Annotated in this window: 25 protein-coding genes and 2 tRNA genes; 14 read left to right on the top strand and 13 right to left on the bottom strand. The window is 52.2% G+C overall.

Annotated features, from left to right (window positions below; translation table 11 throughout):
• Positions 1-151 precede the first annotated feature (151 nt).
• The 3 genes from AT746_RS18120 to orn form a co-directional block, all read right to left on the bottom strand.
• Positions 152-227, bottom strand: a tRNA-Gly gene (locus tag AT746_RS18120).
• A gap of 60 nt (positions 228-287) precedes the next feature.
• Positions 288-363: transfer RNA gene (locus AT746_RS18115), tRNA-Gly, on the bottom strand.
• A gap of 188 nt (positions 364-551) precedes the next feature.
• Positions 552-1,097, bottom strand: a complete 546-nt coding sequence (orn, locus tag AT746_RS18110; RefSeq protein ID WP_062483318.1) for an oligoribonuclease — start codon at positions 1,095-1,097, stop codon at positions 552-554.
• Positions 1,098-1,184: 87 nt separating this feature from the next.
• On the opposite strand from orn, the gene rsgA reads away from it, so the two are divergent.
• The 4 genes from rsgA to AT746_RS18090 all read left to right on the top strand — a co-directional run bounded on the left by rsgA (position 1,185) and on the right by AT746_RS18090 (position 4,830).
• The gene (gene rsgA / locus AT746_RS18105) at positions 1,185-2,219 is read left to right on the top strand and encodes a small ribosomal subunit biogenesis GTPase RsgA (RefSeq protein WP_062483316.1); all 1,035 of its coding nucleotides are present in this window, start codon (positions 1,185-1,187) and stop codon (positions 2,217-2,219) included.
• Positions 2,220-2,317: 98 nt separating this feature from the next.
• Positions 2,318-3,178 carry an archaetidylserine decarboxylase gene (gene asd / locus AT746_RS18100; protein WP_062483314.1) on the top strand — a complete coding sequence of 287 codons (861 nt, stop codon included), beginning with the start codon at positions 2,318-2,320 and terminating at the stop codon, positions 3,176-3,178.
• Between the two features lies 1 nt (position 3,179).
• Entirely contained in the window at positions 3,180-4,058 is an 879-nt protein-coding gene (locus AT746_RS18095) for a DMT family transporter (RefSeq protein ID WP_062483312.1), read from the top strand.
• A 37-nt stretch (positions 4,059-4,095) separates the two neighbouring features.
• Positions 4,096-4,830: a glycerophosphodiester phosphodiesterase gene (locus AT746_RS18090; RefSeq protein ID WP_062483310.1), complete on the top strand. Its 735-nt coding sequence runs from the start codon at positions 4,096-4,098 to the stop codon at positions 4,828-4,830.
• On the opposite strand, the gene AT746_RS18085 is transcribed toward AT746_RS18090, so the two are convergent.
• From AT746_RS18085 to gpmM, 4 genes are all read right to left on the bottom strand, one after another.
• Complete coding sequence (locus tag AT746_RS18085) at positions 4,827-5,216, bottom strand: MerC domain-containing protein (protein WP_062483308.1); 390 nt, start codon at positions 5,214-5,216, stop codon at positions 4,827-4,829. The two genes, AT746_RS18090 and AT746_RS18085, sit on opposite strands and share 4 nt — an antisense overlap.
• Before the next feature lie 144 nt (positions 5,217-5,360).
• Complete coding sequence (locus AT746_RS18080; protein ID WP_231730973.1) at positions 5,361-6,125, bottom strand: divergent polysaccharide deacetylase family protein; 765 nt, start codon at positions 6,123-6,125, stop codon at positions 5,361-5,363.
• Between the two features lie 56 nt (positions 6,126-6,181).
• Entirely contained in the window at positions 6,182-7,330 is a 1,149-nt protein-coding gene (locus AT746_RS18075) for a murein hydrolase activator EnvC family protein (protein ID WP_082633335.1), read from the bottom strand.
• A gap of 7 nt (positions 7,331-7,337) precedes the next feature.
• Positions 7,338-8,873, bottom strand: a complete 1,536-nt coding sequence (gene gpmM / locus AT746_RS18070; protein ID WP_062483306.1) for a 2,3-bisphosphoglycerate-independent phosphoglycerate mutase — start codon at positions 8,871-8,873, stop codon at positions 7,338-7,340.
• A gap of 211 nt (positions 8,874-9,084) precedes the next feature.
• On the opposite strand from gpmM, the gene AT746_RS18065 reads away from it, so the two are divergent.
• Genes AT746_RS18065 through gpsA form a run of 4 tightly spaced genes read left to right on the top strand, consistent with a single transcriptional unit; the run spans position 9,085 to position 11,386 of the window.
• Positions 9,085-9,510, top strand: coding sequence for a rhodanese-like domain-containing protein (locus AT746_RS18065; RefSeq protein ID WP_062483304.1), 426 nt, complete (start codon positions 9,085-9,087; stop codon positions 9,508-9,510).
• Positions 9,511-9,560: 50 nt separating this feature from the next.
• Positions 9,561-9,818 carry a glutaredoxin 3 gene (gene grxC / locus AT746_RS18060; protein ID WP_062483302.1) on the top strand — a complete coding sequence of 86 codons (258 nt, stop codon included), beginning with the start codon at positions 9,561-9,563 and terminating at the stop codon, positions 9,816-9,818.
• Positions 9,819-9,860: 42 nt separating this feature from the next.
• Positions 9,861-10,382, top strand: a complete 522-nt coding sequence (secB, locus tag AT746_RS18055) for a protein-export chaperone SecB (protein WP_062483300.1) — start codon at positions 9,861-9,863, stop codon at positions 10,380-10,382.
• Entirely contained in the window at positions 10,379-11,386 is a 1,008-nt protein-coding gene (gene gpsA / locus AT746_RS18050) for an NAD(P)H-dependent glycerol-3-phosphate dehydrogenase (RefSeq protein WP_420480319.1), read from the top strand. Before secB ends, gpsA begins: the two co-directional genes overlap by 4 nt.
• Positions 11,387-11,402: 16 nt before the next feature.
• On the opposite strand, the gene trmL is transcribed toward gpsA, so the two are convergent.
• Positions 11,403-11,867, bottom strand: a complete 465-nt coding sequence (trmL, locus tag AT746_RS18045) for a tRNA (uridine(34)/cytosine(34)/5-carboxymethylaminomethyluridine(34)-2'-O)-methyltransferase TrmL (RefSeq protein ID WP_062483296.1) — start codon at positions 11,865-11,867, stop codon at positions 11,403-11,405.
• A gap of 79 nt (positions 11,868-11,946) precedes the next feature.
• On the opposite strand from trmL, the gene AT746_RS18040 reads away from it, so the two are divergent.
• The gene (locus AT746_RS18040; RefSeq protein ID WP_335338202.1) at positions 11,947-12,843 is read left to right on the top strand and encodes a cation diffusion facilitator family transporter; all 897 of its coding nucleotides are present in this window, start codon (positions 11,947-11,949) and stop codon (positions 12,841-12,843) included.
• On the opposite strand, the gene AT746_RS18035 is transcribed toward AT746_RS18040, so the two are convergent.
• From AT746_RS18035 to argE, 4 genes are read right to left on the bottom strand one after another with little or no spacing between them, the layout of a single operon-like run.
• Entirely contained in the window at positions 12,797-13,783 is a 987-nt protein-coding gene (locus AT746_RS18035; RefSeq protein ID WP_062483293.1) for an alpha/beta fold hydrolase, read from the bottom strand. The genes AT746_RS18040 and AT746_RS18035 overlap by 47 nt on opposite strands.
• A complete protein-coding gene (locus AT746_RS18030) occupies positions 13,783-14,190 on the bottom strand; it encodes a methylglyoxal synthase (protein WP_062483291.1) in 408 nt (135 codons plus the stop codon). Before AT746_RS18030 ends, AT746_RS18035 begins: the two co-directional genes overlap by 1 nt.
• A gap of 3 nt (positions 14,191-14,193) precedes the next feature.
• Positions 14,194-14,898 carry a hexitol phosphatase HxpB gene (gene hxpB, locus AT746_RS18025; RefSeq protein ID WP_231731093.1) on the bottom strand — a complete coding sequence of 235 codons (705 nt, stop codon included), beginning with the start codon at positions 14,896-14,898 and terminating at the stop codon, positions 14,194-14,196.
• Positions 14,899-14,930: 32 nt separating this feature from the next.
• Positions 14,931-16,082, bottom strand: coding sequence for an acetylornithine deacetylase (gene argE, locus AT746_RS18020; protein ID WP_062483287.1), 1,152 nt, complete (start codon positions 16,080-16,082; stop codon positions 14,931-14,933).
• Between the two features lie 361 nt (positions 16,083-16,443).
• On the opposite strand from argE, the gene argC reads away from it, so the two are divergent.
• From argC to argH, 5 genes are read left to right on the top strand one after another with little or no spacing between them, the layout of a single operon-like run.
• On the top strand, positions 16,444-17,463 hold the full coding sequence (gene argC, locus AT746_RS18015; protein WP_062483285.1) for an N-acetyl-gamma-glutamyl-phosphate reductase: 1,020 nt from the start codon (positions 16,444-16,446) through the stop codon (positions 17,461-17,463).
• A 2-nt stretch (positions 17,464-17,465) separates the two neighbouring features.
• Positions 17,466-18,281: an acetylglutamate kinase gene (argB, locus tag AT746_RS18010; RefSeq protein WP_062483283.1), complete on the top strand. Its 816-nt coding sequence runs from the start codon at positions 17,466-17,468 to the stop codon at positions 18,279-18,281.
• On the top strand, positions 18,278-19,189 hold the full coding sequence (locus AT746_RS18005) for an ornithine carbamoyltransferase (RefSeq protein WP_062483281.1): 912 nt from the start codon (positions 18,278-18,280) through the stop codon (positions 19,187-19,189). Before argB ends, AT746_RS18005 begins: the two co-directional genes overlap by 4 nt.
• Positions 19,190-19,209: 20 nt before the next feature.
• On the top strand, positions 19,210-20,427 hold the full coding sequence (locus AT746_RS18000; RefSeq protein ID WP_062483279.1) for an argininosuccinate synthase: 1,218 nt from the start codon (positions 19,210-19,212) through the stop codon (positions 20,425-20,427).
• A gap of 5 nt (positions 20,428-20,432) precedes the next feature.
• On the top strand, positions 20,433-22,412 hold the full coding sequence (gene argH, locus AT746_RS17995; protein WP_062483277.1) for an argininosuccinate lyase: 1,980 nt from the start codon (positions 20,433-20,435) through the stop codon (positions 22,410-22,412).
• A 376-nt stretch (positions 22,413-22,788) separates the two neighbouring features.
• On the opposite strand, the gene AT746_RS17990 is transcribed toward argH, so the two are convergent.
• Entirely contained in the window at positions 22,789-25,398 is a 2,610-nt protein-coding gene (locus tag AT746_RS17990) for a penicillin-binding protein 1A (RefSeq protein ID WP_062483275.1), read from the bottom strand.
• Between the last annotated feature and the right edge of the window lie 63 nt (positions 25,399-25,461).

The raw sequence follows: 25,461 nt of genomic DNA, 5'->3' as shown, positions 1-25,461 counted from the left end.
AAAGGTAAGAGGGAATAGTTATTCACCGCAAAATTTTCTTATTCTATCGCAGAATATAGAGGTTGAACTCGTATCTAAGGAGCACTATGCCTGATCAGGAACTGACTGTACCAGCAACATAATCGTTATGGTTTTTTCTGATATTTGGATTTGGAGCGGGAAACGAGATTCGAACTCGCGACCCCAACCTTGGCAAGGTTGTGCTCTACCAGCTGAGCTATTCCCGCATTTCGGAGTTGGTGCTGTTCAGACAGATTTGTCTGAGATTTTACATTGTGGTGCAGAATTGGAGCGGGAAACGAGATTCGAACTCGCGACCCCAACCTTGGCAAGGTTGTGCTCTACCAGCTGAGCTATTCCCGCATTCTGCTAAAGCTTAAAACTGAATTTCTTCAACCTTAAGCGGAGGCGCATTTTACAAAAATTCCCATTTTACGCAAGGAATAATTTTAATCCCTCTGTTATCTGCTTAATTAAAGACCAATCAGAGCGCCGAATGGTTCTCATTATCTTACCATTCGGCGCTCTGGCCGGGCAGATTGGTATCGGCGTCAGATGCTGAATACATGCTTACGATAAAACTGAAGCTCGGCAATAGACTCACGAATATCGTCCAGGGCCTGATGGGTGCCTTTCTTGTGAAACTGATTCAGCAATTCCGGTTTCCAGCGTCTTACCAGCTCTTTGATGGTACTGACATCGACATTGCGGTAATGGAAATAGGCTTCCAGTTCCGGCATATGGCGGACCATAAAGCGTCTGTCCTGGCCGATGCTGTTTCCGCACAAAGGTGAGGCTCCTTCCGGTACCCAGCCATGTAAAAAAGCCAGGGTCTGTTCACTGGCCTGCTGTTCATTTATTTCGCTTTGGCGGCAACGTTCGGTCAGTCCGCTTTCGCCGTGGGTTTTGGTACACCAGTCGTCCATGGCGTTCAGGACCTCATCACTTTGGTGTACTGCAATAACCGGCCCTTCGGCGAGCAGATTAAGCTGACCGTCGGTAATGATGGTAGCGATCTCCAGAACTTTCTCGCGCTCAGGATCCAGCCCGGTCATTTCCATGTCGATCCACACCAGATTATCTGCACTTTGTGCCATCTTACTCACCTTAAATTTTTGGTATTTCGACAGTCAAAGGTTACACTCACTGCCTTGTAGCCCCAATATAAAGCATTCGACTCCCCAGTGGCAAAAAGAAACAAGCTTACCCAAAGACAGAGGCGCCAGGTCAGCCGTAATCTGGACAAGCGCCTCAGTGGCGCCGAAGACAGCATCGCTGACGAGACACTCGAGGCCATGCAGCCGGGCCTGGTGATTGGCCGTTTTGGTCAGCATGCCGATGTGGAAGATCAGGCAGCTAAAGTGCATCGCTGTAATATTCGCCGCACTATAGAGTCGGTGGTCTGTGGTGACAGAGTGCAGTTTCGCCCCGGTAAAGATCAGAGTCTGAATGTCAGCGGGGTGGTGGAGGCCATAGAGCCACGCAAAACAGTACTGACCAGGCCGGATTTTTACGATGGAATCAAACCGGTAGCGGCGAATATCGACCAGATTATTATCGTCAGCTCGGTGTTACCTGCACTGTCGCTGAATATTATTGATCGTTATCTGGTGGCCTCAGAGGATGTCGGGATTGAGCCGCTGATCCTGATGAATAAAGTAGATATGCTCAGTGATACGCAGCGCCAGGAAGTGGAAAAACAGCTTCAGCTGTATCGAAACATTGGCTATCAGGTACATTATGCCAGCTGTAAAACCGGTGAGGGTATCGCCGGGCTTAATCATTTGTTTGTCGACAAGACCAGCGTTTTTGTCGGCCAGTCAGGGGTGGGGAAGTCCAGTCTGATCAATTGCCTGCTACCGGAAGCAGAGGAGGCCATTGGTGATGTGTCTTCCAACTCCGGGCTGGGTCAGCACACCACCACAGCGGCCAAATTATTGCGCTTTCCCGGTGGCGGTAACCTTATCGACTCACCCGGTGTGCGGGAGTTTTCTTTGTGGCACTTACCGGTAGAAAAGCTCACCTGGGGGTTTCGTGAATTTCGTGATTTTCTGGGCGGCTGCAAGTTCCGTGACTGCAAACATCTGGATGATCCGGGTTGTTTGCTGCGCCAGGCAGTGGAAGAGGGCAAAATCAGCCGCCAGCGCTTTGACAGCTATCATAAGATCCTTGCCGGTATGGACGAACAGCGACCTGCCCATAGCCGACCGCCCCGCTAAGCTGTAAACAATTCCTTCTAGCCTGTAGTTTATTGTTATTTCCTTTCTGTTTGGCCCCCGGGTACAATTCAGATGGTTTTTTTCACAAGGTTTACAAGGTGTTGCCAGTTAAAGTCAGTCTTCAATATATTCTTCCCAAGCATGCCGTTTCCCGCCTGGTGGGCAAGCTGGCAGCTGCTGAAGCGGGGTTTCTCAGTACCTGGCTGATTAAGCTCTTTATCCGCCACTTTAATGTGGATATGCAGGAAGCCGAGCAGGCTGATCCCCGGGCCTATAAAAGTTTTAATGCGTTTTTTACCCGTCCGCTTAAAGCCGGAGTGCGGGAGGTCGTCAAAGATGAAAACAAACTGGCCTGCCCGGTAGATGGCACGGTCAGTCAGCTTGGTGACATCGAGCAGGAACAAATTTTCCAGGCCAAAGGTCACGATTATAGCCTTACGGCGTTACTTGGCGGTGACAGTGAGCTCAGCCAGCCTTTTATGGATGGCAAATTTGCTACTATTTACCTCTCACCTAAAGACTATCACCGTATCCATATGCCAGTTGACGGCCAGTTGACGGATATGATCTATGTGCCCGGTGAGCTGTTTTCTGTCAACCCACTGACCACGGCCCATGTACCGGGCCTGTTTGCCCGAAACGAACGCGTAGTCACGCGGTTTGACACGCCAAAAGGTAAAATGGCACTGGTACTGGTGGGGGCGACTATTGTTGCCAGCATCGAAACCATCTGGGCCGGTACGGTGACGCCTCCAACCGGTAAGCAGGTCATGCGCTGGCAATATCCCGCACAGGGCAATAATTCGGTATTCCTGAAAAAGGGCGAGGAGATGGGCTTGTTTAAGCTTGGCTCAACCGTGGTGGCACTGTTCGAGCCCGGTATGCTGGAGGAATTTGATTCTTTGGCCAGCGGAGACTGCACCCGCCTTGGTATGCCTGTAGCGACACTGAAGTCCTGACGTGGATCCGGTTAAAAAGAGTTTGTGGTCACTGCATCTGGCGGTGATCCTGCTCGGAGCTACGGCTCTGTTCTCACGTATTATTCCCTTATCGGCTCTGGATATTACCCTTGGCAGGGCAGTCATTGCCTTTGTGGTGCTGGCCGTGCTGGTAAAACTCAGTGGCAACAGCCTGCGTCTGCACAGCAAAAAAGATGCGCTGATCGCCATATTGCTTGGCGCTTTGATGGCGGTGCACTGGGTCACCTATTTTGCTGCGATGCAATACTCTTCGGTGTCTGTGGGTATGATTGCCCTGTTTACCTTCCCGGTGATTACCGTATTGCTGGAGCCTTTTTTCGAGGGGATTCGGCTGGTCTGGCAGGATATCGTCAGTGCGCTGGTGGTATTAGGCGGCATCTGGCTGATCGTACCGGAAGTCTCGCTGGGTAATGATGTGACATTAGGCATTGCCGTGGGGGTGTGCTCGGCATTCCTCTATGCCATGCGTAATCTTGTTCATCGCAAGTACTTTTCTCACTATGGCGGCGCCCAGGCCATGACCTATCAGACCCTGGTGATTGTGTTGTGTCTGTGCTGGTTTGGCTCAGAAAAGTTGTATCAGGCCTCAGAACAGACTTATCTGTTGTTATTGTTGCTCGGTACGGTGTGTACCGCTGCCCCTCATGCACTGGTGGCCTACACACTCATCCATCTGCGCGCTAAAACCTTCTCCCTGGTGGCCTGTATGCAGCCCTTGTATGGCGTTATTCTGGCAGTGCTGGTGCTGGATGAAGAGCCCAACTGGCAGACATTGCTGGGTGGAATTTTAGTGATCTGCGCTGCAATTTACGAAACAATAAACGCACATAAATTACATCCCGGAGTATCGAATGGTTAAATCGTACTCACCGGAGTCTGCCTGAAGGATTGCCAGTATGCTGGTTATTGCTCATCGCGGCGCCAGTGCCATCGCGCCGGAAAATACCCTTATGGCTATTGAGAAAGCGATCGACATGGGCGTTGATGGTATTGAAATAGATGTACATGGGGTCGATGGCGAAGTCATCGTTATCCATGACCGCTGGCTGCATCGGACTACAAACGGTAAAGGCCGGATCAGTGATTTAAGCTTTGCTGAACTGAGAAAACTGGATGCCGGCCAGGGGCAGCAGATCCCCACCCTCTGGGAAGTGATGAGTCTGGTCAGTGGTCGCTGCTCACTGAATATTGAGCTCAAGGGCATCAGTGATGTGATCCCCATTCTGAGGCTGGTGGACAGCGCCGTGGCAGAGCTGGGCTTCAGTCCGAATCAGTTTTTGTTGTCCTCGTTTAATCATCATTTATTATTTGAGATCAAACAGATCCGCCCTGATTTGCAGGTCGGCGCTCTGACGGCCTCCTGCCCACTGGACTATGCTGCTTTCGCGGTGGCATTACATGCTTACTCCGTGCATATTGAACTGAACTTTGTGAATCCGGCTTTTGTGGCAGATGCCAAAGAAAAAGGTCTGCAGGTTTATGTGTACACTGTGGATGAACTGCCCGATATGGAAATGCTGGCCAGCTGGGGAGTGGATGGAATCTTTACCAATGTGCCTGACAGAGCACTGAATTTCAGAGACAACCCACGCCTGACGGATGTTTCAGCAGCGGTATTAATCAGTGACTAGTGCGCGCATTCCTGGCAACTGCGACAAAGCTTAAAGTTGATAATATGGGCGGCAATAATCAGCAGAGCACCAACCGCAATGGTAAAAGGCTCGTAAGCTTCACCGAACATATCCTTATTCCAGTAAATCAGTCCGCCTAATACCAGACTATACAGGGGATAGATCTGCCTGTGATAGCGATAAAAGCCTGACAACAGTGCCCAGAAGCCGATGATCATGGAAATAGTCAGTATGCTGCGCTCAAACCAGTCCTGCGCTACGAAGCTGGCACCAATATAGGGGATCAGCGGAATGAGTATAGGCAGCAACAGACAATGCAGGGCGCACAGGCTCGAAGCCCAGATCCCCATTCTGTCGAGAAAATTGTTACTGCTGTTGGCGGACATACTCAAAAAAACACCTTCATGATTAAGGGACGTTATATTATAACATTTTGAATTTTTCGCAAGACCCTGCAGCTTAAAATAGTGGGGTCAGAGTAAACTTTTATACCCCAGGTAGCTCGGGGTTCGGGAACGGGGTTGAAAAGTTTACTCTGACCCCACTTTTGAGGTATCCGGTGATGATTCGCGCAGGGCCAGGGCTTTTTCTTTCATCAGAACACTGACAGGGATGAGCTGAATCCCCATCTCCTGCAATTTGGGCAGGCTTTGTTGCAAAAAGCTCAGGGTTTCCGGATAGGGGTGGGCAATGCCAATGGCGTTGCGATATTTACGGGCGATCCGAATCAGGCGGTCAAATTGTGCCTGCATATGTTTCTCGTTCTGGAAATGATCGAGAAATACCTGCCGGTGCGTGTTCGGTACCCCAAACCGGGTCGCAATCTTATTGGCTTTGCTGTACCGGGTGGTGCGACTGTCGATAAAAAACAACTGTTGCTGGCGAAGAAAGTCCATGGTGGCCTGCATCGGCAGGGTTAACTGAGTGAGTTTGCTGCCCATATGATTATTCAGGCCGATGGCATGGGGCACCGAGGTCAGTGCCGCGTCCAGCTTAGCCTGAATTGCGCGATCATCCATCGCGGCGGTCAGGGCGCCAGGGCCAAGTTTGTTGCCGGCCAGCGCTTCCATGGGCATATGCAGCATCACTTCCCTGTTCTGAGTGGCGGCTTTTTTTGCATAGGCAGTGGAATAGGGCGTATGAGGTAAGATAGCAAAGGTGACCTGTGCTGGCAGCACAAAGGCATCTATGTCCTGTTTACGGTAGCCCATATCATCGATAATCAGGGCGATATTGCCGGCGCCCGCGGGCAGGCTGAGCAAACAGATGAGTAACAGGCAGAGTCTTGTGATCACGTTATTTTTTATTGTTGTTAGCGCTGATTTGATTATAAGGTTTTGAATAATAATTACTATGGCTGTATCCAGCCCGCGGGATTGACCGCTTTCCCCTTGTGGCGAAGTTCAAAATACAATCCGGGACTACTCTGACCGCCACTTTGTCCTACCAGTGCGATTTCTTCACCAGCCTGCACGGTATCACCCACATCTTTGAGCAATGCCTGATTGTATCCATAGAGGCTCATATAGCCCTCGCCGTGATCCAGTACCATCACCAGACCAAAGCCTCTGAGCCAGTCTGCATAAAGAATACGACCATGATGTACGGCTCTGACACTGTCTCCTGCGCGACCATCAAACATGGCGCCTTTCCAGCGAATCTGTCCCTGACGGCGACTGGAAAAGAGATTCCGCATCCGTCCACCGGTGGGCTTGAGCAATTGACCCTTGTATGGCTGCAGACCCGCAAGGACTTGTTGCGACGCACTGGCTCTGGCTTCTGCTCTGGCAATTGCCTGAATCAGATTCTGTTCATTGATCTGAAGCTGTTCAATTTGCTCGGCTTCACTGGTAATGCGCTTTTCCAGTGCTGCCAGAGATTGCTCGCGGTTATCCTGCTCTCTGGCTAACAGTTGGCGCTGAGCTTCCTGTACCTCTAACAGTTCTGCCAGTTCGTCGACCTTTATCTGCAACTCTTTTTCCACTTTTTGCAGATCTCTGGCCAGCCGGGTAAAGGCCTGGATCTGCTCCATCCTGGCCTGATTCAGGTAACGGTAATAACTGAGCATGCGTTCGAGTTTGGCTGCATCTCCCTGGTTTAGCAGCATTTTGGTAAAATCATGCTGGCCTGTCATATAAGCACTGCGTAACTGGCTGCTCAGGGCGTCTTTCTGCTGCCTGATTTGAGCTATCAACTGCTTTTGTTGCTGCTCAAGCTGTGCCTGCTGCTCGCGGTTTTCTTCGAGCTGACTGCGGGTTTGTTTCAGGCCCCGGAATAATTCAGATAACTTTTGTTCGGCATTCTGTAGTGCTTTTTCGAGCTCTTTGGCAGTGGCGATGCTGTAATCAAGTTGTTGCTGCCGCTCTTCAATCTGTGCTCTGAGGGCATCGAGTTCTGCCGTATTCCCCTGCGCCTGCAGTGGCAAAACAGTCACAAAGGCCAGCACCAGGGTGGTATTTCGCACCCCTTCACCGGCCTTTTTCAGATACCGCCAGTACATCAGTGTCTCAGGATTTGAGGGTGACGATGGGCTTGCCGGTCATTTCCGGTGGCTGTTCCATCCCCATCAGATGCAGCATAGTGGGGGCGACATCGCTGAGGGTTCCATCCTCGCGGGCGTCAGCGGCCCGACCCACATAAATAAAGGGCACCAGTTCGCTGGTATGGGCCGTATGCGCCTGGCCGGTACTGGTGTCTTTCATTTGCTCGGCATTACCGTGATCGGCAGTAATCAGGCATTCTCCACCGGCTTTTTGCAGTGCTTCCACTACCCGGCCAATACAATGGTCTACCGCTTCACAGGCCTTGACGGCGGCGTCAAAATCGCCGGTGTGACCGACCATATCCCCATTGGGATAGTTGCAGACGATAACATCGAACTCGCCTGACTCTATGGCTTGTACCAGTTTGTCGGTCAGTTCGGTGGAGCTCATTTCAGGTTGCAGATCGTAAGTGGCGACCTGAGGCGAAGGCACCAGTACCCGTTTTTCGCCATCAAACTCCTGTTCGCGACCACCACTGTAAAAGAAGGTCACATGGGCATATTTCTCGGTCTCAGAAATGCGTAGCTGAGTTTTATCGTGCTTGGCAAGCCATTCTCCCATTACATTGTTCAGTGCTTCAGGCGGATAGACACAATCGGTATCGATATCGGCGGCATATTCAGTCAGCATCACAAATCCGCTGAGTTCAGGGTGGTGTTTGCGCTCAAAGCCCTTAAAGTCTTTTTCCACAAAGGCGCGGGTGATTTCCCTTGCGCGATCGGCCCTGAAATTCATAAAAAAGACCGCATCGCCATCTTCAATACAGACTCTATCGCCAATCACCGTCGGTTTGACGAACTCGTCATTTTCATCCCGTGCATAGGCCAGCTCGAGCCCGGCTACGGCACTGTCTGCCTGATAATCCGCTTGTGCAGCGGTGAGCAGGTTATATGCAGCCTCGACCCGATCCCAGCGGTTGTCTCTGTCCATGGCGTAATAGCGGCCCACCAGGCTGGCGGTTTTGCCCTTACCTAACTCTTTAAACAGGGCATCGGCTTTTTCCAGTGAGGCTTTGGCGCTGCGCGGGGGGGTATCGCGGCCATCTAGAAAGGCATGCAGATAAATTTTCTCCGCCCCTTTTTCGGCTGCCAGCTTAATCATGGCAAAAAGGTGTTCTTCATGACTGTGCACACCGCCCGGTGACATCAGCCCCATAATGTGCACGGCCTTGTTATTTGATACCGCCCTTTCAAGGTGTTTTACCAGCACAGGGTTATGTTCAAACTCGCCATCCTTAATATCCTTGGTGATGCGGGTAAAATCCTGATACACCACCCGCCCGGCACCAAGGTTGACATGGCCTACCTCAGAGTTGCCCATTTGTCCTTCCGGTAAACCAACATCCAGGCCAGAACCTGAAATCAGCGTGTGCGGGTACTCCTGAGTCAGTCTGTCCAGCACCGGTGTGTTGGCCGCGGCGATGGCATTGTCCTGCTGATCCTCTCGATGACCCCAGCCGTCGAGAATAATTAAGGCAAGTGGACCTTTAAGCTGACTCATAAAGTGACTCCTTGTGGATGAATACGGTGAATACAAATAACGGGATAAGGCCAGATGTTAAGGGACTGCCAGTTGCAAATCCAATAGTTAATCCGAATCAGCTATATCGAATTGTATTCTGTTTAGGCGCCAGACTGGTTTCTGTGTCTTTTTTCTATATACTTTGCACTCATTTTTTCGCAGCACTTCCATTTCAGAGGCAATGTATTCCATGCAACAGCTGATCGAATTTGTCGGTAACCATTATATTCTCTCCAGTATCTGGGTGGCGCTGGCACTGCTTTTTATATACAGCCTGGTAAGCAGCAAACTGTCTCCTGTAAAGGAACTGGGTACCCTGGAGATGACCATGCTGATGAATAAACAGGATGCAGTGGTGCTGGATATCCGCCCACAACCGGATTTTCGTAAAGGTCATATTCTCGGCGCCAGGCAACTGGTGGCAGAGAAACTGGCAAAAGGGGACTTTTCCGACCTTGAAAAGCAAAAAGATAAACCCATTATTGTGGTTTGCGCCATGGGGGCGACGGCCAAACGTACTGCAACGCAGTTATTAAAGGCAGGCTTCTCTCAGGTCTATGTACTTAAGGGCGGAATGAACGCCTGGACCAGCGCCAGTTTACCTGTTGCCAAGTAACAACCAGGCTGCTGTGGGCCCCAGTTTTGTGGATTAAGGTGAAATACGTCATGAGCCGAGTTGAGATTTATACCAAGAACTTTTGTCCTTTTTGTATTCGCGCCAAGCAGTTGCTTGACACTAAGGGTATAGAGTATCAGGAGTACCGGATAGATCAGCAACCCGGGCTCAGAGCGCCGATGATTGAACGGGCAAAGGGTGGCTACACAGTGCCGCAAATTTTTATTAATGATCAACACATAGGTGGCTGTGACGAGATGATGGCGCTGGATGCCCGGGGCGAACTCGACAAACTGCTGGCTGCTTAAACCTAAACTCAGGTTCAACCAATATTATTTACAGGAATTACCATGACAGACGAAATTAAAGCAAATGGCGCAGAAGGCGCAAATGGCCAGGCAAATGCTCAGGGACAGTTTGCAATCCAGCGTATTTACGTAAAAGACATGTCTTTTGAATCTCCTAACAGCCCGGCGATTTTCCAGAAAGAGTGGAAGCCGGAAGTTAAAATGGACCTGGATACCCGCAGCACCAAGCTCGACGACAACAGCTATGAAGTGGTGTTGTCTGTTACTGTGACGGCTAAAGCCGGTGAAGAAACTGCGTTTCTGGTAGAAGTGCAACAGGCTGGTATTTTCACCATCGGTGAGATGACAGATCAGCAAAAAGCCCACATCATGGGCTCATTCTGCCCTGCAACGCTGTTCCCTTATGCCCGTGAATGTGTGTCTAATCTGGTTAACCGCGGTACTTTCCCGCAACTGAATCTGGCACCGGTAAACTTTGATGCCATTTTTACCGCTTATATGCAAAAGCGTGCTCAGGAAGTGCAGGGCCAGCAGCAAGAAGCGGCTCCAAGTTCACAGGCCTGATGACTACTAAAGCCGGTTTAACGGTATTGGGGGCGGGATCTTATGGTACCGCTCTGGCCTTTTGTTTCGCCAGAAACGCTATACCCACCGTACTCTGGGGGCGTGACAAAGAGCAGATGGAACAGATGCAACAGCAACGTTGTAATCAGCGCTATCTGCCGGATGCGCCTTTTCCTGAAACGCTGCAAGTCGAATCCGATCTGAACAAAGCCATCGCCGCCAGCCGTAATATTCTGGTGGTGGTACCCAGTCATGCTTTCGCTGGCATGCTGGAGCAGATTAAGCCGATGCTCAATGAGGAGCACAGGGTCGTGTGGGCCACCAAAGGGCTGGAACCTGAAACAGGAAGCCTGCTGCAGGAAGTGGCCCGGCGTATTCTCGGTGACAATATTTCCCTGGCAGTACTGTCCGGCCCTACCTTTGCCAAAGAAATGGCTGCCGGTTTGCCAACGGCGATATCTCTGTCATCTCTTGACGATGAATTCGTCGAAGATATTGCCGACATGTTGCACTGTGGTAAATCCCTGCGGGTGTACAAGAACACAGATTTTATCGGCATCCAGCTTGGCGGTGCGGTAAAAAACGTGATTGCCATAGGCGCAGGCCTGGCTGATGGTATCGGCTTTGGCGCCAACGCCAGAACGGCTCTGATCACCCGTGGGCTGGCAGAATTAACCCGTCTTGGTGTGGCCCTTGGCGCCCAGCCCGCGACTTTTATGGGTATGGCAGGCCTGGGCGACCTGGTTCTGACCTGCACTGACGATCAGTCCCGCAACCGGCGCTTCGGTCTTGCGCTCGGCCACGGTATGTCTGTGGATGACGCTATGCAAAGCATCGGTCAGGTCGTGGAGGGGTATCGCAACACCAAGGAAGTCTATCTTCTGGCGCAGCGCCAGGGTGTGGAGATGCCCATTACCGAGCAGATTTATCAGGTGCTTTACCAGAATAAGCCGCCCAGAGAAGCGGCTCTGGCACTGTTGGGAAGAGAAAAGAAATTCGAGTAGTCGGGGCGGATCGGTATTACACCGCGCCTTCAAAGCCCATCTGCCGCCAGGCTTCAAACACCATCACCGATACCGCATTTGACAGGTTCATGCTGCGACTGTCTGGTCGCATAGGAATGCGCAGGCGCTGTTGCGGAGGCAGGGATTCGATGATTTCTGCAGGCAGCCCGCGGGTTTCCGGCCCGAACAGCAGTGCATCACCGGCTTTAAATGCCACGTCAGTGTAATAACTTTTACCCTTCGTGGTGCAGGCGAACAGGCGCTCCGGGCTAACCTGCTGCAGACACTCCTGAAGGTTATGATACTGGCCAATTGCAGCAAACTCGTGGTAGTCGAGACCGGCCCGCCGCAGCTTTTTGTCCTCCCAGCTGAAGCCCAGCGGGCCGATAAGGTGCAGGCGAAAGCCGGTATTGGCGCAAAGGCGGATAATATTACCGGTATTGGGCGGGATTTCCGGTTGATACAGGATAATGTCCAGCATAGTCTCAGTCATGATGTGCAGTGATATTGTGCCTATTGTACAGGTATACTGAAAGGCAGACAGAGACAAGACAGTGGAAATGGATGGAATGAAGGACAGCTACGCATTTTGGGTCAAACTGGCCAGCACCTTCGCACTGGTGGCGGCGTTTTCCATGATTGTGGTGAAAATATGGGCCTGGTATGTGACCAATTCAGCTTCGATGCTGGCGTCTCTGACCGATTCGGTATTTGATGTGGTCGCTTCTGTGATCAACTTTTTTGTGATCCGCTATGCCCTGATGCCCGCCGATGACGATCATAAATTTGGTCATGGGAAAGCCGAGTCACTGGCCGGTCTGGCCCAGTCGGCCTTTATATTCGGTTCGGCTATGCTGCTGATTTTCCACAGCGTTGACAGGCTTAAAGATCCCGGCCCTCTGAATCAGCCCATACTCGCCGTGTATGCCACATTGTTCAGCGTGTTGATGACACTGGTTCTGGTGGCGGTGCAGCGCATGGCCATCCGGCGCACTAACTCGGTGGCCATCAAGGCGGACTCGTTACATTATCAGTCCGATCTGCTGATGAATCTGGCGGTACTGCTGGCGCTGTGGCTGACTACTCAGGGCTTTTTGTCAATGGATGGCTGGTTTGCCATTGGCATTGCCCTGTATCTGATGTGGGGCGCCAGAACCATTGCTATGGAGTCGGCCGCAGCACTGATGGACAAAGAATTACCTCAGGAATACACCGAGACCATCGAAGCGGCGGCGATGTCTAATCCCATGGTGCACGGCGTGCATGATATCCGTACCCGTCAGTCAGGGCGTAATATTTTCATCCAGTTTCATCTTGAGCTGGATGACAATCTGAAGCTGGTGGATGCCCATGATATTACGGTTAAAGTCGAGGAAGCGGTAAACCGTGAAATTCCTGAAGCGGAAGTGCTTATTCATCAGGATCCTGTTTCTGTGGCTCAAAAAACGCCAGAATAGCCTGCATGGATGGCTGGCGATACCTGTCTGCCTCCATCAGCAATTCGTGTCTGGCGCCGGATACCGGTTTTAACTGACATCGGGGCATCATGGCACAGAGGTGATCCTGCGCTTCGTTGTCGATGATCTGATCCCCTCCCGCCTGCAGCACCAGGATCGGGGTTTGTACCTCGCTGACCTGTTGTTCAAGCTGTTCAGTGGCTCTGATGGCCGCCCGCAGCCAGTTATAGGTCACGCCGCCGAGTTTCATGGCAGGGTGAGTCTCATACTCCTGACGAAAGATGCGATAGCGGACCTTGCTGTGAGTCAGTGGGTTGATGGCAAAGGGAATAGCCAGGTAATCGGTCTGCCCGAAGAAATACCAGGGCCTTTTGCCAACCCATTGATTCAGCGTAAGGCCGGCGCTCAGAAGCGCTTTTACCAGCCATTTTGGCAGCGGCAGTCTGATGCCATACATGGGGGCGGTAAACACGGCTTTGTCAAAATCTTGTGGGTAGCGGTTCAGATATAACGTGCCTATGGCACCGCCCATTGAATGGCCAAGTAACAGCGGCTTGTGACTGCTCTGCGGCATCACGACCTGATCATAAAAGGTTTTCAGATCGGTGACATAATCAGAAAAATCGGCAACATAGCCCTGATGAACCTGAGGGGTCATCCGCCCGGACAGACCCTGGCCACGATGATCCAGAATAAACACCGAATAATGATTCTGGTAAAGCTCAAAAATGATCTCTTTATATTTCAGGTAGCCCTCTATTCTGCCACTGCTGATCACCACGCTACCGCGAGCCTGAGGATGCAATGCACAGGCATAGGCAATGTTGATATTGTCCACGCCGGCAAAGCTGCCGGTACTTACCTGGTTGTGCCAGAACCCCTGAATCAGGCTGTCATAGCGTTGCTCAAGTTCGCTTTCTTCGCTCAGATAAAAGTTCATCAGTACTCTGGTATTGCCCGTTGATAACCAGGATCTTCAAAGCGTGGCGAGCTGATAATCAGATCGGCGGAACTCTCATTACAGGCCACCGGAACATTCCACACCGAGCATAAACGTAACAGTGCTTTGACATCGGGATCATGAGGTGCCGGGTTTAAGGGGTCCCAGAAGAAAAACAGCGCATCGAGCTTGCCTTCCGCGATCAGTGCGCCGATTTGCTGGTCACCTCCCAGCGGGCCACTCTTATATCGAAATACCGGCAACGCCAGTGCATCGGCCAGCAATCCGCCGGTAGTACCTGTGGCTACCAGATGGTGTTTCGCCAGAATCTCTTTGTGAGCCTGAGCCCAGCGTATCAAATCCGGTTTTTTATGATCATGGGCGACCAGCGCCAGGTTTTTCTGCATGAGTTAGTGTTCCAGTTGTGGGTTATCGGGAGCGTCATCGGTCAGTGCAAACTGCGGCAGCATTAAGGCCTGCTCCAGACTGTCGATGATGCCATCGGCAATGGCAAAATCCGGCCCTTTGGGCATGCCTGATTCCGGTACGGCGATAGTATAGATCCCGGCTTTCTTTGCCGCCTGCACGCCGCGCACTGAATCTTCAAAAGCGATACACTGGTTGGCCTTAAGACCCAGTCTTTTCAGGGTGCTCAGGTACACCGCCGGATCCGGCTTACCGGCCGCTTCATGTTCTGCTGAATGATGGAAATCAAAATATGGATACAACGCCAGTCGCTCCATGACGGCTTCTATCAGCCGGTCAGCAGAGCCGGAAGCGACAGCCAGTTTCAGATCCAGTTCCCGGCAACGTTCCAGCAGCGGGTACACACCAGGCAGAGGCTCACCCTCTTCGCGGATCAACTTTACCATTCTGTCTTCTAACTGACGGGCAATAACACCAACATCATCCCGTGTTATATCAAAGGCCTGGTACCAGTAGCGTACCACTTCTTCGGTGCTCAGGCCTGTGGTCTGCAGGCACATTTGTTCATTTAGCTGAATATCCACAGAGGCAAAGACCTGCTGCTCTGCCATCCGCCACAGTGGCTCTGAATCAATCAACAGCCCGTCCATATCAAAAATTACCGCTTCTATCTGAGCGTTGGGTTTCACTTTCAATGCCGCTCCTTGTGTTTTTTCTAAGCTTACTGATTTAAACAGACTTTGGTAATCAGATTACGCAACAAACTGACGGTCGGCTCTACATAGTCCAGCGCAATATACTCATCCGGCTGATGGGCCTGATCAATGCTGCCCGGGCCTAACACCAGCGTATCGCAACCCAGTTCGCTGATAAACGGGGCTTCGGTACAGTAGTTGGCGCTGGTGGGGTTAAAGCCGGTGAACTGCTGTGCCAGCTCCAGCAGTGCAGTTTGCTGACGGCTGCCAAAGGCCGGTACCGTGTCGTACATGGCCTGGCGGCTAATGCGGTTTGGATAGGCCTGCTTTAAGGGCTGCAAGACCGCGTCGATACGGGCAATGGCTTCTTCGTCGGACAGATCCGGTACCGCGCGCAGATCAAAATTCAGATGACAATGGCCGCAGATGCGGTTTTCACCGTCGCCACCATGAATATGGCCCAGGTTCATGGTGGTCTGAGGAACTGAAAAATCCTCGTCCCGGTACTGGCTGACCAGTGTCTGTTTAAGTTTAAGCAATTCGCCAATGGCCTGAACCATAATTTCTATGGCATTGACGCCCTTGTCCGGATCACTGGAATGACCTGCCTGGCCCTGTACAGACAGTGTGTGGGCCATATGGCCCTTGTGCTTGTAGATGGGCTTAAGCTCGGTGGGTTCACCGATAATGGCCATTTCCGGTTTGATCAGCTGCTGCTGTGCGAAGAAACGGGCCCCGGCCATGGAGGTTTCTTCGTCCGCTGTGGCGAGGATATACAGGGGTTTTTGCAGTTTGTTCAGTGGCAGTGTTTTCAGAGCTTCGAGAATAAAGGCAAAGAAACCTTTCATATCGCAGGTGCCCAGACCATAAAGCCGGTTATCTTTTTCCTTCAGTGTAAAGGGATCACTCTGCCAGCGCCCTTCATCAAAGGGCACAGTATCGGAGTGACCGGCCAGCAATAATCCGCCAGCCCCTGTTCCGAGGCGGGCGAGCATATTGAACTTATTTCTGGTGCCGGGCACAGCCTGAATACTTATGTTAAAACTAAGATCGCCCAGCCAGTTGCCAAGCAGATCAATAATCTGGCGGTTACTCTGATCCATTGCCGGATCAAAGGCGCTGATGCTCGGCGCAGCGATAATCCTGCTGTAAGACTCTATAAAAGCGGGCATTTTCATCTTTGACTTCCGATTATGTTGGTTAGGCTCTGAAACGAACACCTTGAGATTGTGCGGTGATACACATGATAACTGAAGTCTGGCTCAGGGCAGAACACTAAATATATTTATGCAGAAATATTGCATAAATATATTTAAGCTGGCACTATACCACTCAGGCAAACAGTAGATGAATCTATCAGGTCAATGCAACAGAAATTAACCAACCCCTGCTTCTCCCGGCTCAGACGACGATTGTAGGTCGGGTTGTAACCCGACGGCGATAGTTGGCTTTAGCACTAGCAGCCTTTGGCGGCTCCTTTTCGGAGCCGCATTTTTCTATCTATCCTTTATTTAATCCTTAAAAAGTTGCATTAACACTATGATTAAGACCGCTATTATTGGTGCCAGTGGTTATACCGGCGCTGAGTTAGCCAGATTACTGGCCCAACATCCGCAGTTCTCGCTCTGTGATTTGTTTGTTTCGGCGCAAAGCCAGGACGCCGGCAAGAAGCTGAGTGAGCTGTACGGGCGATTGCAGGGTGAGGTGGAGCTAGTCCTGCAGCCGCTTGCAGAAGATGCCCTTGGCACTCTGGCCGATAATTATGATGCTGTTTTTCTGGCCACGCCCCATCAGGCCAGCCATGACTGGATGCCGCAATTAACTGCTGGTCGGGCGGTGATTTTCGATCTTTCCGGCGCCTTCAGACTCAAAGATAAGCAGGTATTCGAGCAGTATTATGGCTTTGGCCATCAGCATTCAGCCCTGCTCGATAACGCCGTGTATGGCCTGGCTGACTGGCATCAGCAGGCGATTTCAACCGCCAGTCTGATTGCCGTTCCCGGCTGCTATCCCACTGCATCACTGACCGCCCTTAAGCCGTTGCAACAAGCCGGATTGCTTGATTCACAGCACTGGCCTGTGATCAACGCGGTGTCCGGGGTCAGTGGTGCCGGTCGTAAGGCGACACTGAACAGCAGTTTTTGTGAAGTGAGCCTGCAGCCCTATGGCGTGCTGGGACACCGGCATCAGCCGGAAATCAGCGCTGAGCTGGGTGCGCCGGTGATCTTTACCCCCCATCTTGGCAATTTCAAACGCGGCATTCTTGCCACTATCACGGTGAAAGTGGCGCCCGGCACCGATACTGAGCAAGTCGATAAGGCATACCAGCAGGCTTATGGCAATAATCCTCTGGTCAGGCTGAGACAGAGCTGGCCGAAGATCGACGAGGTGGCGGGAAGCTGTTACTGCGATCTGTTCTGGAAGCTGGATCCTGATTCCGGCTATCTGGTGGTGGCCAGTGCCATCGATAACCTGCTCAAGGGTGCCGCAGCTCAGGCACTGCAATGCGCCAATCTGCGCTTTAATTTTCAACCGCAAACGGCATTAGTACAGGAGTGAGTATGCAACCTTTAGTGATTAAAGTCGGCGGTGCATTTATAGGTGATAAAGACGCCGCCCGAGGCCTGTTCGCGGTGATACAGGAACTGATCAAGACCCGTCAGCTGGTATTGGTGCATGGTGGCGGCCCCATCGTCGAACAGTGGATGCAGGCGCTGAATCTTAAATCCACCAAGATTGATGGTTTGAGGGTCACCACCGATGTGCATATGCCTTATGTGGTGGGCGCACTGGCGGGAACTGCGAATACTCAGCTGGTGGCTCAGGCCAGAGCTTGTGGGCTGGAACCCGTGGGTCTGTCGTTGGCCGATGCACACCTGGTGCGCTGCACCCAGATGCAGGCCAAGTATGGTGCTGTGGGCGAAGTAGAGCCTGCCGATGGTAAGCTGCTTAAGGTGCTGTTAGACGAAGGCTATTTGCCGCTGATCAGCTCCATCGGCTGCAGCGACGGTGGACAATTACTTAACGTCAACGCCGATCAGGCCGCGACGGCTATTGCGCAGTTGCTTAAAGGCGAACTGGTGATGCTGTCTGATGTGGCCGGGGTACTGGATAAACAACAGAGTCTGTTGGCACAGCTTAATGCACAACAGATTGATGCGCTGGTTGAGCAGAAGGTGATCCGTGATGGCATGCTGGTGAAAGTTAAGGCGGCGCTCAGTGCTGCTACCAGTATCGGCATGCCGGTCACCATCGCCAGCTGGAAGCAGCCGCAGAGCCTGTTGCAGATGTTATCCGGCGATTCTGCCGGAACCCGCATCTGTCCACCCGAATTGCAATCCATGGACGAAACAAAACTGAATCAGGAGCACCAATGAAACAGGATTTACTCACCTTCGCCGATTGGTCGCAGCCCGAGCTTAACGCCCTGCTGGAGCTGGCGCTGAAGGTAAAAACCACACCGGCAGAGTTTCAGCAGGTTCTGGCCGGTAAGAGTCTGGTGGCATTATTTGAAAAGCCCTCGCTGCGCACCCGGGTCAGCTTTGATATCGGTATTAACCGACTTGGCGGGCATATGGTGTATCTGGACAGTCAGGCAGGCAAACTGGCCGGACGGGAAGATACCCTGGATATGGGAGCCAATCTGGCTTGCTGGGCCGATGCCATCATCGCCAGGGTATACAGCCACAAGACCCTTGAAGATCTGGCCACTGCCGCCAGAGTGCCGGTGGTCAACGCGCTGTGCGATCTCTATCACCCTTGTCAGGCACTGGCGGATTATCTGAGCTTAAAGGAACATTTTGGCGAGCTGAAGGGCTTGCCTCTTTGTTATATCGGTGATGGCAACAATGTCAGTAATTCATTGATGCTGGTAGGCGCAATACTCGGTGCCGACGTGCGCATTGTGACACCGGCGGGTTATGAACCCGATAAGGAAATGGTAGATAAGGCCCGTCAGCGGACCGCGCAAAGCGGTGGCAGCATCACTATCAGCAATGATCTGGCCGCAGCAGAGGGCTGCAAGGCACTGTATACCGACACCTGGTTGTCGATGGGAGATGATACGCCTCTTGAGCAGATCAAGGAGGTATTTATGCCCTATCAACTGAATATGCCGCTGCTTAAAAAAAGCGGTGCCAGCGCCGTGATGCATTGCCAGCCTGCACACCGGGATCTTGAGATTACCAGTGAACTTATTGATAGCGATTACTCACTTTTGTTCTTGCAGGCAGAAAACAGAATGCATGCACAGAACGCTATTTTAATCAGCCTGCTGGGTCAATAACCCGCAGCCAAGGAGACATCATGACTGATCAAACTGTAAAAAAAGTCGTTCTGGCCTATTCCGGCGGGCTGGACACCTCGGCCATTATTCCCTGGCTGAAGGAAAACTATGACTGTGAAGTGGTGGCTTTTGCCGCCGATGTCGGGCAAGGGGACGAGGAGCTTGAGGGGCTGGAACAAAAAGCCCTGGCCTCTGGTGCCAGTGAATGTCATATCGTCGATCTTAAAGAAGCCTTTGTCAGCGAGTATATTTACCCCACAGTGATGACCGGGGCGGTTTACGAGGGCCAGTATCTGCTGGGTACTTCTATGGCCAGACCCATTATTGCCAAAGCTCAGGTAGAGGTGGCCCGTAAAGTGGGCGCCGATGCGCTGTGCCATGGCTGTACCGGCAAGGGCAATGATCAGGTGCGCTTTGAAGGAGCATTCTCGGCACTGGCGCCGGATTTGCGTGTTATTGCGCCCTGGCGGGAATGGGACATGGTATCCCGTGAAGATCTGCTCGCCTATCTGGCTGAGCGCAATATTGCCACGACCGCCTCGGCTACTAAGATATATAGCCGTGATGCCAATGCCTGGCATATTTCCCATGAAGGCGGCGAACTGGAGGATCCCTGGTGCGAGCCAACTGAACAGGTCTGGACCATGACGGTTTCCCCGGAGCAGGCGCCGGACAAGCCCGAGCGCATTCAGCTTGGCTTTGAGCAGGGAAGGCTGATTACCGTTAATGGTGATGCGCTGAGCCCTTATCAGGCATTGGTGAAACTGAATCAACTGGCTGCAGCTCATGGTGTGGGACGGCTGGATATTGTCGAGAACCGTCTGGTGGGCATGAAGTCCCGCGGCTGTTATGAGACTCCCGGTGGCTATGTGATGATGGCAGCCTATAAAGCCCTCGAGCATCTGGTGCTAAGTAAAGACTCACTTAAGTTCAGAGAGCAGATAGCACTGGAGTTTTCCCATCTGGTCTATGACGGGCGCTGGTTTACACCGCTGAAGGACGCGATTCTGGATGCGGCGCAGTCCTTCGCCAAAGACATTACCGGTGAAGTGGTGATTAAGTTGTATAAGGGCCAGGCTACAGCAGTACAGCGGCGCTCACCCAATTCACTCTATTCTGAAGATTTCGCCACCTTTGGCGCAGATGATGTCTATGATCAGCGTCATGCCGAAGGATTTATCCGTCTCTACAGCCTGTCGAGCCGGATCAAAGCCATCAAGTCGCAACAACAGGGGTAATAGCTATGGCATTGTGGGGAGGCCGTTTTAAGCAGCAGGCCAGCACGCAGTTCAAGGCCTTTAATGATTCCTTACCAGTGGATTTTCGCCTGGCAGAGCAGGATATTGTCGGCTCGGTAGCCTGGTCCAAGGCGCTGCTCAAGGTGGGCGTACTATCGGCTACCGAACAGCATGATCTTGAGCAGGCGCTGGGTAGTCTGATTGAAGAAGTACAGGCCAATCCACAGGTGGTACTGGAGTCTGATGCCGAAGATATTCACAGCTGGGTTGAAGGCAAGCTGATCGACAAGGTCGGCGATCTGGGCAAGAAACTGCATACTGGTCGCAGCCGTAACGATCAGGTGGCCACAGATCTTAAGCTCTGGTGCAAACAAAAAGGTGGTGAGCTGTTGCTCTCGCTGGTGAATTTCCAGCAGGCACTGATGGACCTGTCTCAGCGTGAGCGGGCCACGGTGCTGCCTGGCTATACTCACTTACAAAGGGCCCAGCCTGTGACTTTCGGGCATTGGTGTCTGGCCTATGTGGAAATGTTTGACCGTGATATCGGTCGCCTTAAAGACGCGCTGTACCGGGCGGATACCAGTCCGCTGGGCTCCGGGGCCCTGGCTGGTACGGCTTATCCTATCAATCGCATGGAACTGGCTGCGGATCTGGGTTTTCGTCGGGCCACCATGAACAGCCTGGATGCGGTGTCTGACCGGGATCATGTGATTGAACTGCTGTCTTCAGCCAGCATCAGCATGATGCACCTGTCGCGTTTTGCCGAGGATCTGATTTTCTATAATTCCGGCGAAGCGGGTTTTATCGAACTCAGTGACGAAGTGACTTCCGGTTCATCACTGATGCCGCAGAAGAAAAACCCCGATGCGCTGGAGTTGATCCGAGGTAAGTCAGGGCGGGTGTACGGCGCCATGACAGCAATGATGATGACCATGAAGGCGCTGCCGCTGGCCTACAACAAAGACATGCAGGAAGACAAGGAAGGCCTGTTTGATGCTCTGGATACCTGGCAGCAATGTCTGGATATGGGGGTCATGGTGGCGCAGGGGCTCAGGGTTAACAGCACCCGCACCCTGGCGGCCGCCCAGCAGGGGTATGCCAATGCCACTGAGCTGGCCGATTATCTGGTCAGCAAGGACATTCCCTTTCGTGAGGCCCACCATATTGTGGGAGAGGCGGTACTGGCCGCTATCGAAGCCGGTAAGCCGCTGGAAGATTTTTCCCTGTCAGAACTCAAACAGTATTCTGATCGGATCGAGGAAGATGTATACAAGCATCTTTCCATCGAATCCTGTCTGGATAAACGGGAAGTGCTGGGCGGTACTTCACGCTCGCAGGTGCAAAAAACCATTGAGTCGATTCAGTCGGGCAAACATGAAATTCTTGGCTCCCATGTACTCGGCGGAACCGGCACCGATCAGATCCAACTGGCGCTTAAGCAGGTGCAGCAGCGCCTGAACGCACAAAAAGCCGAGGCGCTGTCCGTGCGCCGGGCCAAAATGACCGATGTGGATCAGATCCTGCGTATTGTCAGCTATTGGTCAGAGAAGGGTGAGACGCTGCCCCGCAGCCGCGACAATATTATTCATGATATTCAGAATTTTGTGGTGGCCGAAGTGGAAGGTGCCGTAATAGGCTGTGCCTGTTTGTATATTTATCAGACCGGCCTGGCGGAGGTTCGCTCTGTGGGTGTGGACGTAGATGTGCAGGGTAAAGGGCAGGGCAGGGCCATGATCCAGTACCTGCTGGAACAGGCGCGGCATATTGAATTAAAAAGAGTGATTGTACTGACCCGGGTACCGGACTTTTTTGCCAAGCTCGGCTTTATCCGCACGGCCATGGCCAGTTTGCCGGAAAAAGTGATGAAGGATTGTGATATCTGCCCGAAGAAAAATGCCTGTGATGAAGTGGCCATGGAATATGTGGTCAGGATCACCGAGCAGCCCATGCCTGCAGGTGCCATCCCGGTTAATCAGTTGGCGTGATACAAGCCATCAGTTTTCAGCGGTAGCCCGGATGTAGTAGCGAAGCGAAATCCGGGAGAGGTATTCGATAACGTTCGCCTTTCCCGCAATCCGCTGCGCTCCTTGCAGGCTACAAGTTGTCATGCCCGAGTGCTGTTGTCGGGCATCCAGCGACTTTTGATGATGGTAATTTTCACCGCAGAGTCGCCGAGGGCGCGGAGATTGAAGTGTTATGATCTTTTCCCTCTTTGCTCTCTGCGTCTCTGCGGTGAGGTCTTTTTACCACTAACCTATGAGAAAGCAGGTGTAGCCTGGAATGAAGCGAAGAGGAATCCGGGTCTAAGCGTTAACCGGTAGTTTCCGCAATCCGCGTTGCTCCTTGCGGGCTACATAACTATTAAAAAATATCCTCACTTTCTATTACTGGCTGGCCCTGATCGAAGGGGTCGACAAATTCGCTGTCATCCACATATTGGGTAGGCTCGGTGCCACGGATAAAATACTCAAATCTTGAGGTGTGATCCGTGCGCTGAGTCAGCTTACCTGTGGTGCGATCAATTCTGACCGTGACAATATCCTCAGGAATGGTTGGATATTGTTCCGGTACCCCTTCCAGCGCTTCACGCATAAAACGGATCCAGGCCGGTTGTGCCACTCTGGCACCGTCTTCAGCGCCCACCATGGCATTACCCATCCAGTTAAATTGTTGCGGATTCCTGTTGATCAGATACTGATTACGGCTGGTGCGACCCAATGACCGGCTCATATCATCAAAACCGACCCAGGTGGTCGTCACCAGATTACCGCCCAGGCCACTGAACCAGGTATCTTTAGCGTCATTGGTCGTACCGGTTTTACCGGCCAGATCATCGCGGGACATCAGATTATTGGCGCGCCAGCCAGTGCCCTGCCAGTAGGTATTCTTCGACCAGCTCCCCCCGCCGTAGATAGCGGTACGCATCATCTCCCGGGTTAAAAAGGCATTCTGTCTGGACAACACTTGTGGTGCATATAAGGGTGGCAGGGTTAAATCCTTACCTTCACTAATGGCAAGCAAATCCAGTGGCGCGTCCTGTTGTTCGGAGAAAGCGGGGGCGGCAATCGCCGGATTGGCATGCCACAGGGTTTCACCGAATTCATTATCGACCCGCTCAATAAAGTAGGGCTCTACGGCATAACCGCCGTTACCGATAATGGCAATGCCCCGGGCCACTTCAAGGGGAGTCTGTGAAGCAGAGCCCAGAGCCAGAGACTCATCCTTGGGCAGCTCGTTGGGATTAAAACCAAATTTGGCCAGATGAGAGATAATATCATCCAGACCCACGCTGCGCAGCAGGCGCACCGATACCACGTTCTTGGAGCGCCCCAGGGCGACCCGCATACGGATAGGGCCGTCATAGACTTCCGGGGAGTTCTTGGGCCGCCAGGCGATGCCGGAATTGCGATCCCACTGATTGATCGGGGCATCATTGATAATGCTGGCCAGGCTGTACCCCTTCTCTAATGCCGCTGAGTAGATAAAGGGCTTGATGTTCGAGCCCACCTGTCGTTTGGCCTGAATGGCACGATTGAACTGGCTCTGATAAAAACTGTAGCCGCCGACGATGGCCCGGATAGCACCACTTTCAGGTTCCAGCGAGACCAGGGCACTGCTGGCATCGGGAAACTGAGACAATTGCCACTGTTCCAGTTCTTCGTTGAACCGGATCATAATATGCGCACCGGGTTTGAGAATATCAGAAGCCTGCTCTGGCTCCGGGCCTTGTTTGCTGTCAGTAATAAAGGGTCTGGCCCAGGCCAGTCCGTCCCAGCCAATATCGATATAGCCAGTAAGCAGAGTGAAGACCCTGATCTGTTTTTCCTCTACCTGAGTGACAATCGCGGGCTCCAGAGGAGGGAAACTCGGCTCGCCTGTCAGAAATGCTGTCATCTGTTGTTCTGACCAGGCGGTATTTTCATCCTCTGATCCGGGTATCTCTGCAATGGTCTGACGCTCACTGTCCTTATCCGCTGGTGTCGGCAGTGGTTCTTCCCAAAGCTGCGCCAACGGACCGCGATAGCCGTGGCGCTCATCGTAGTCATGCAGGTTCTGTTTTACCGCTTGCTGAGCGGCCTGTTGCAGAGCGGAAGGTACGGTGGCATAAACCTGGTAACCACCGGTTTCTGCTTCTTCCCTGCCATAACGTTTGATCATTTCCGCGTAGATCATGTCGGCAAGATAGGGGGCATGCAATTCTATCTCTGCCCCATGTTTTTTTGCCTCGAGTTCAAGCTCTGCTGCCTGTGTGAAATCGGCACGGCTGATATAACCTTCATCCAGCATTCGCGCTAACACCACTCTGCGTCTTTCCTTTGAGGCCGCGGGGTTACTGATGGGATTCAGATTTGAGGGGGCCTTTGGCAGTCCGGCTATGGTGGCGATTTCCGCCAGATTCAGCTCATCGACGGTTTTACCGAAATAGACCTGGGCGGCCGCGCCGACACCAAAAGCCCGGTGCCCCAGCTCAATTTTATTCAGATAAAGTTCGAGAATTTCGTCCTTGCTGAGCAGTTGCTCGATATGCAGGGCGATAAAGGTTTCTTTGATCTTGCGCATCCAGGCCTTTTCCCGGCTGAGAAAGAAGTTGCGCGCCAATTGCATGGTGATGGTACTGGCACCCTGGCCTTTTTCGCCGGTTGTGACCAGATTCATGAATGCTCTGGCCACGCCGATAATGTCTACACCGGGATGGTCATAAAATCGACTGTCTTCGGTGGCAAGGAAAGCCTGGAGCATAGGTTCAGGTATGTTTTTTAATTCCAAAGGTATGCGTCGCTTGACACCAAACTGTGAAATCAGCTGTCCGTCCTGAGAATAAACTTTCATTGGAGTTTGCAGGCGCACATCTTTTAAGATAGCTACACTTGGCAGTTCCGGGCGGATATAAAAATACAGGGCCGCCAAAGCAATGGCGCCCAGTAGTGCGGAAACGAAAAAAATTAGTGCTAAAGGTTTGACGTACTTCACAAAAACCTATGTTATCAGAGCAATTTCAGGGAAATAGCTTATATTTTATACCTATGTACCATC

This window comes from Lacimicrobium alkaliphilum (genome assembly GCF_001466725.1).
Classification (GTDB): domain Bacteria; phylum Pseudomonadota; class Gammaproteobacteria; order Enterobacterales; family Alteromonadaceae; genus Lacimicrobium; species Lacimicrobium alkaliphilum_B.
The sequence above is the reverse complement of the archived record's forward strand: the minus strand, read 5'-3'. Positions and strand labels throughout refer to the sequence as shown.

What these genes read in the sequence shown, in the direction of transcription:
- AT746_RS18040 (WP_335338202.1), top strand. Translation starts at nt 11,947, where the DNA reads ATGGATGGAATGAAGGACAGCTACGCATTTTGGGTCAAACTGGCCAGC.
- AT746_RS18035 (WP_062483293.1), bottom strand. Translation starts at nt 13,783, where the DNA reads ATGAACTTTTATCTGAGCGAAGAAAGCGAACTTGAGCAACGCTATGAC.
- AT746_RS18000 (WP_062483279.1), top strand. Translation starts at nt 19,210, where the DNA reads ATGACTGATCAAACTGTAAAAAAAGTCGTTCTGGCCTATTCCGGCGGG.
- AT746_RS18005 (WP_062483281.1), top strand. Translation starts at nt 18,278, where the DNA reads ATGAAACAGGATTTACTCACCTTCGCCGATTGGTCGCAGCCCGAGCTT.
- AT746_RS18030 (WP_062483291.1), bottom strand. Translation starts at nt 14,190, where the DNA reads ATGCAGAAAAACCTGGCGCTGGTCGCCCATGATCATAAAAAACCGGAT.
- AT746_RS18085 (WP_062483308.1), bottom strand. Translation starts at nt 5,216, where the DNA reads ATGTCCGCCAACAGCAGTAACAATTTTCTCGACAGAATGGGGATCTGG.
- AT746_RS18075 (WP_082633335.1), bottom strand. Translation starts at nt 7,330, where the DNA reads ATGTACTGGCGGTATCTGAAAAAGGCCGGTGAAGGGGTGCGAAATACC.
- gpmM (WP_062483306.1), bottom strand. Translation starts at nt 8,873, where the DNA reads ATGAGTCAGCTTAAAGGTCCACTTGCCTTAATTATTCTCGACGGCTGG.
- argE (WP_062483287.1), bottom strand. Translation starts at nt 16,082, where the DNA reads ATGAAAATGCCCGCTTTTATAGAGTCTTACAGCAGGATTATCGCTGCG.
- trmL (WP_062483296.1), bottom strand. Translation starts at nt 11,867, where the DNA reads ATGCTGGACATTATCCTGTATCAACCGGAAATCCCGCCCAATACCGGT.
- argC (WP_062483285.1), top strand. Translation starts at nt 16,444, where the DNA reads ATGATTAAGACCGCTATTATTGGTGCCAGTGGTTATACCGGCGCTGAG.
- grxC (WP_062483302.1), top strand. Translation starts at nt 9,561, where the DNA reads ATGAGCCGAGTTGAGATTTATACCAAGAACTTTTGTCCTTTTTGTATT.
- orn (WP_062483318.1), bottom strand. Translation starts at nt 1,097, where the DNA reads ATGGCACAAAGTGCAGATAATCTGGTGTGGATCGACATGGAAATGACC.
- secB (WP_062483300.1), top strand. Translation starts at nt 9,861, where the DNA reads ATGACAGACGAAATTAAAGCAAATGGCGCAGAAGGCGCAAATGGCCAG.
- argB (WP_062483283.1), top strand. Translation starts at nt 17,466, where the DNA reads ATGCAACCTTTAGTGATTAAAGTCGGCGGTGCATTTATAGGTGATAAA.
- AT746_RS18065 (WP_062483304.1), top strand. Translation starts at nt 9,085, where the DNA reads ATGCAACAGCTGATCGAATTTGTCGGTAACCATTATATTCTCTCCAGT.
- AT746_RS18090 (WP_062483310.1), top strand. Translation starts at nt 4,096, where the DNA reads ATGCTGGTTATTGCTCATCGCGGCGCCAGTGCCATCGCGCCGGAAAAT.
- argH (WP_062483277.1), top strand. Translation starts at nt 20,433, where the DNA reads ATGGCATTGTGGGGAGGCCGTTTTAAGCAGCAGGCCAGCACGCAGTTC.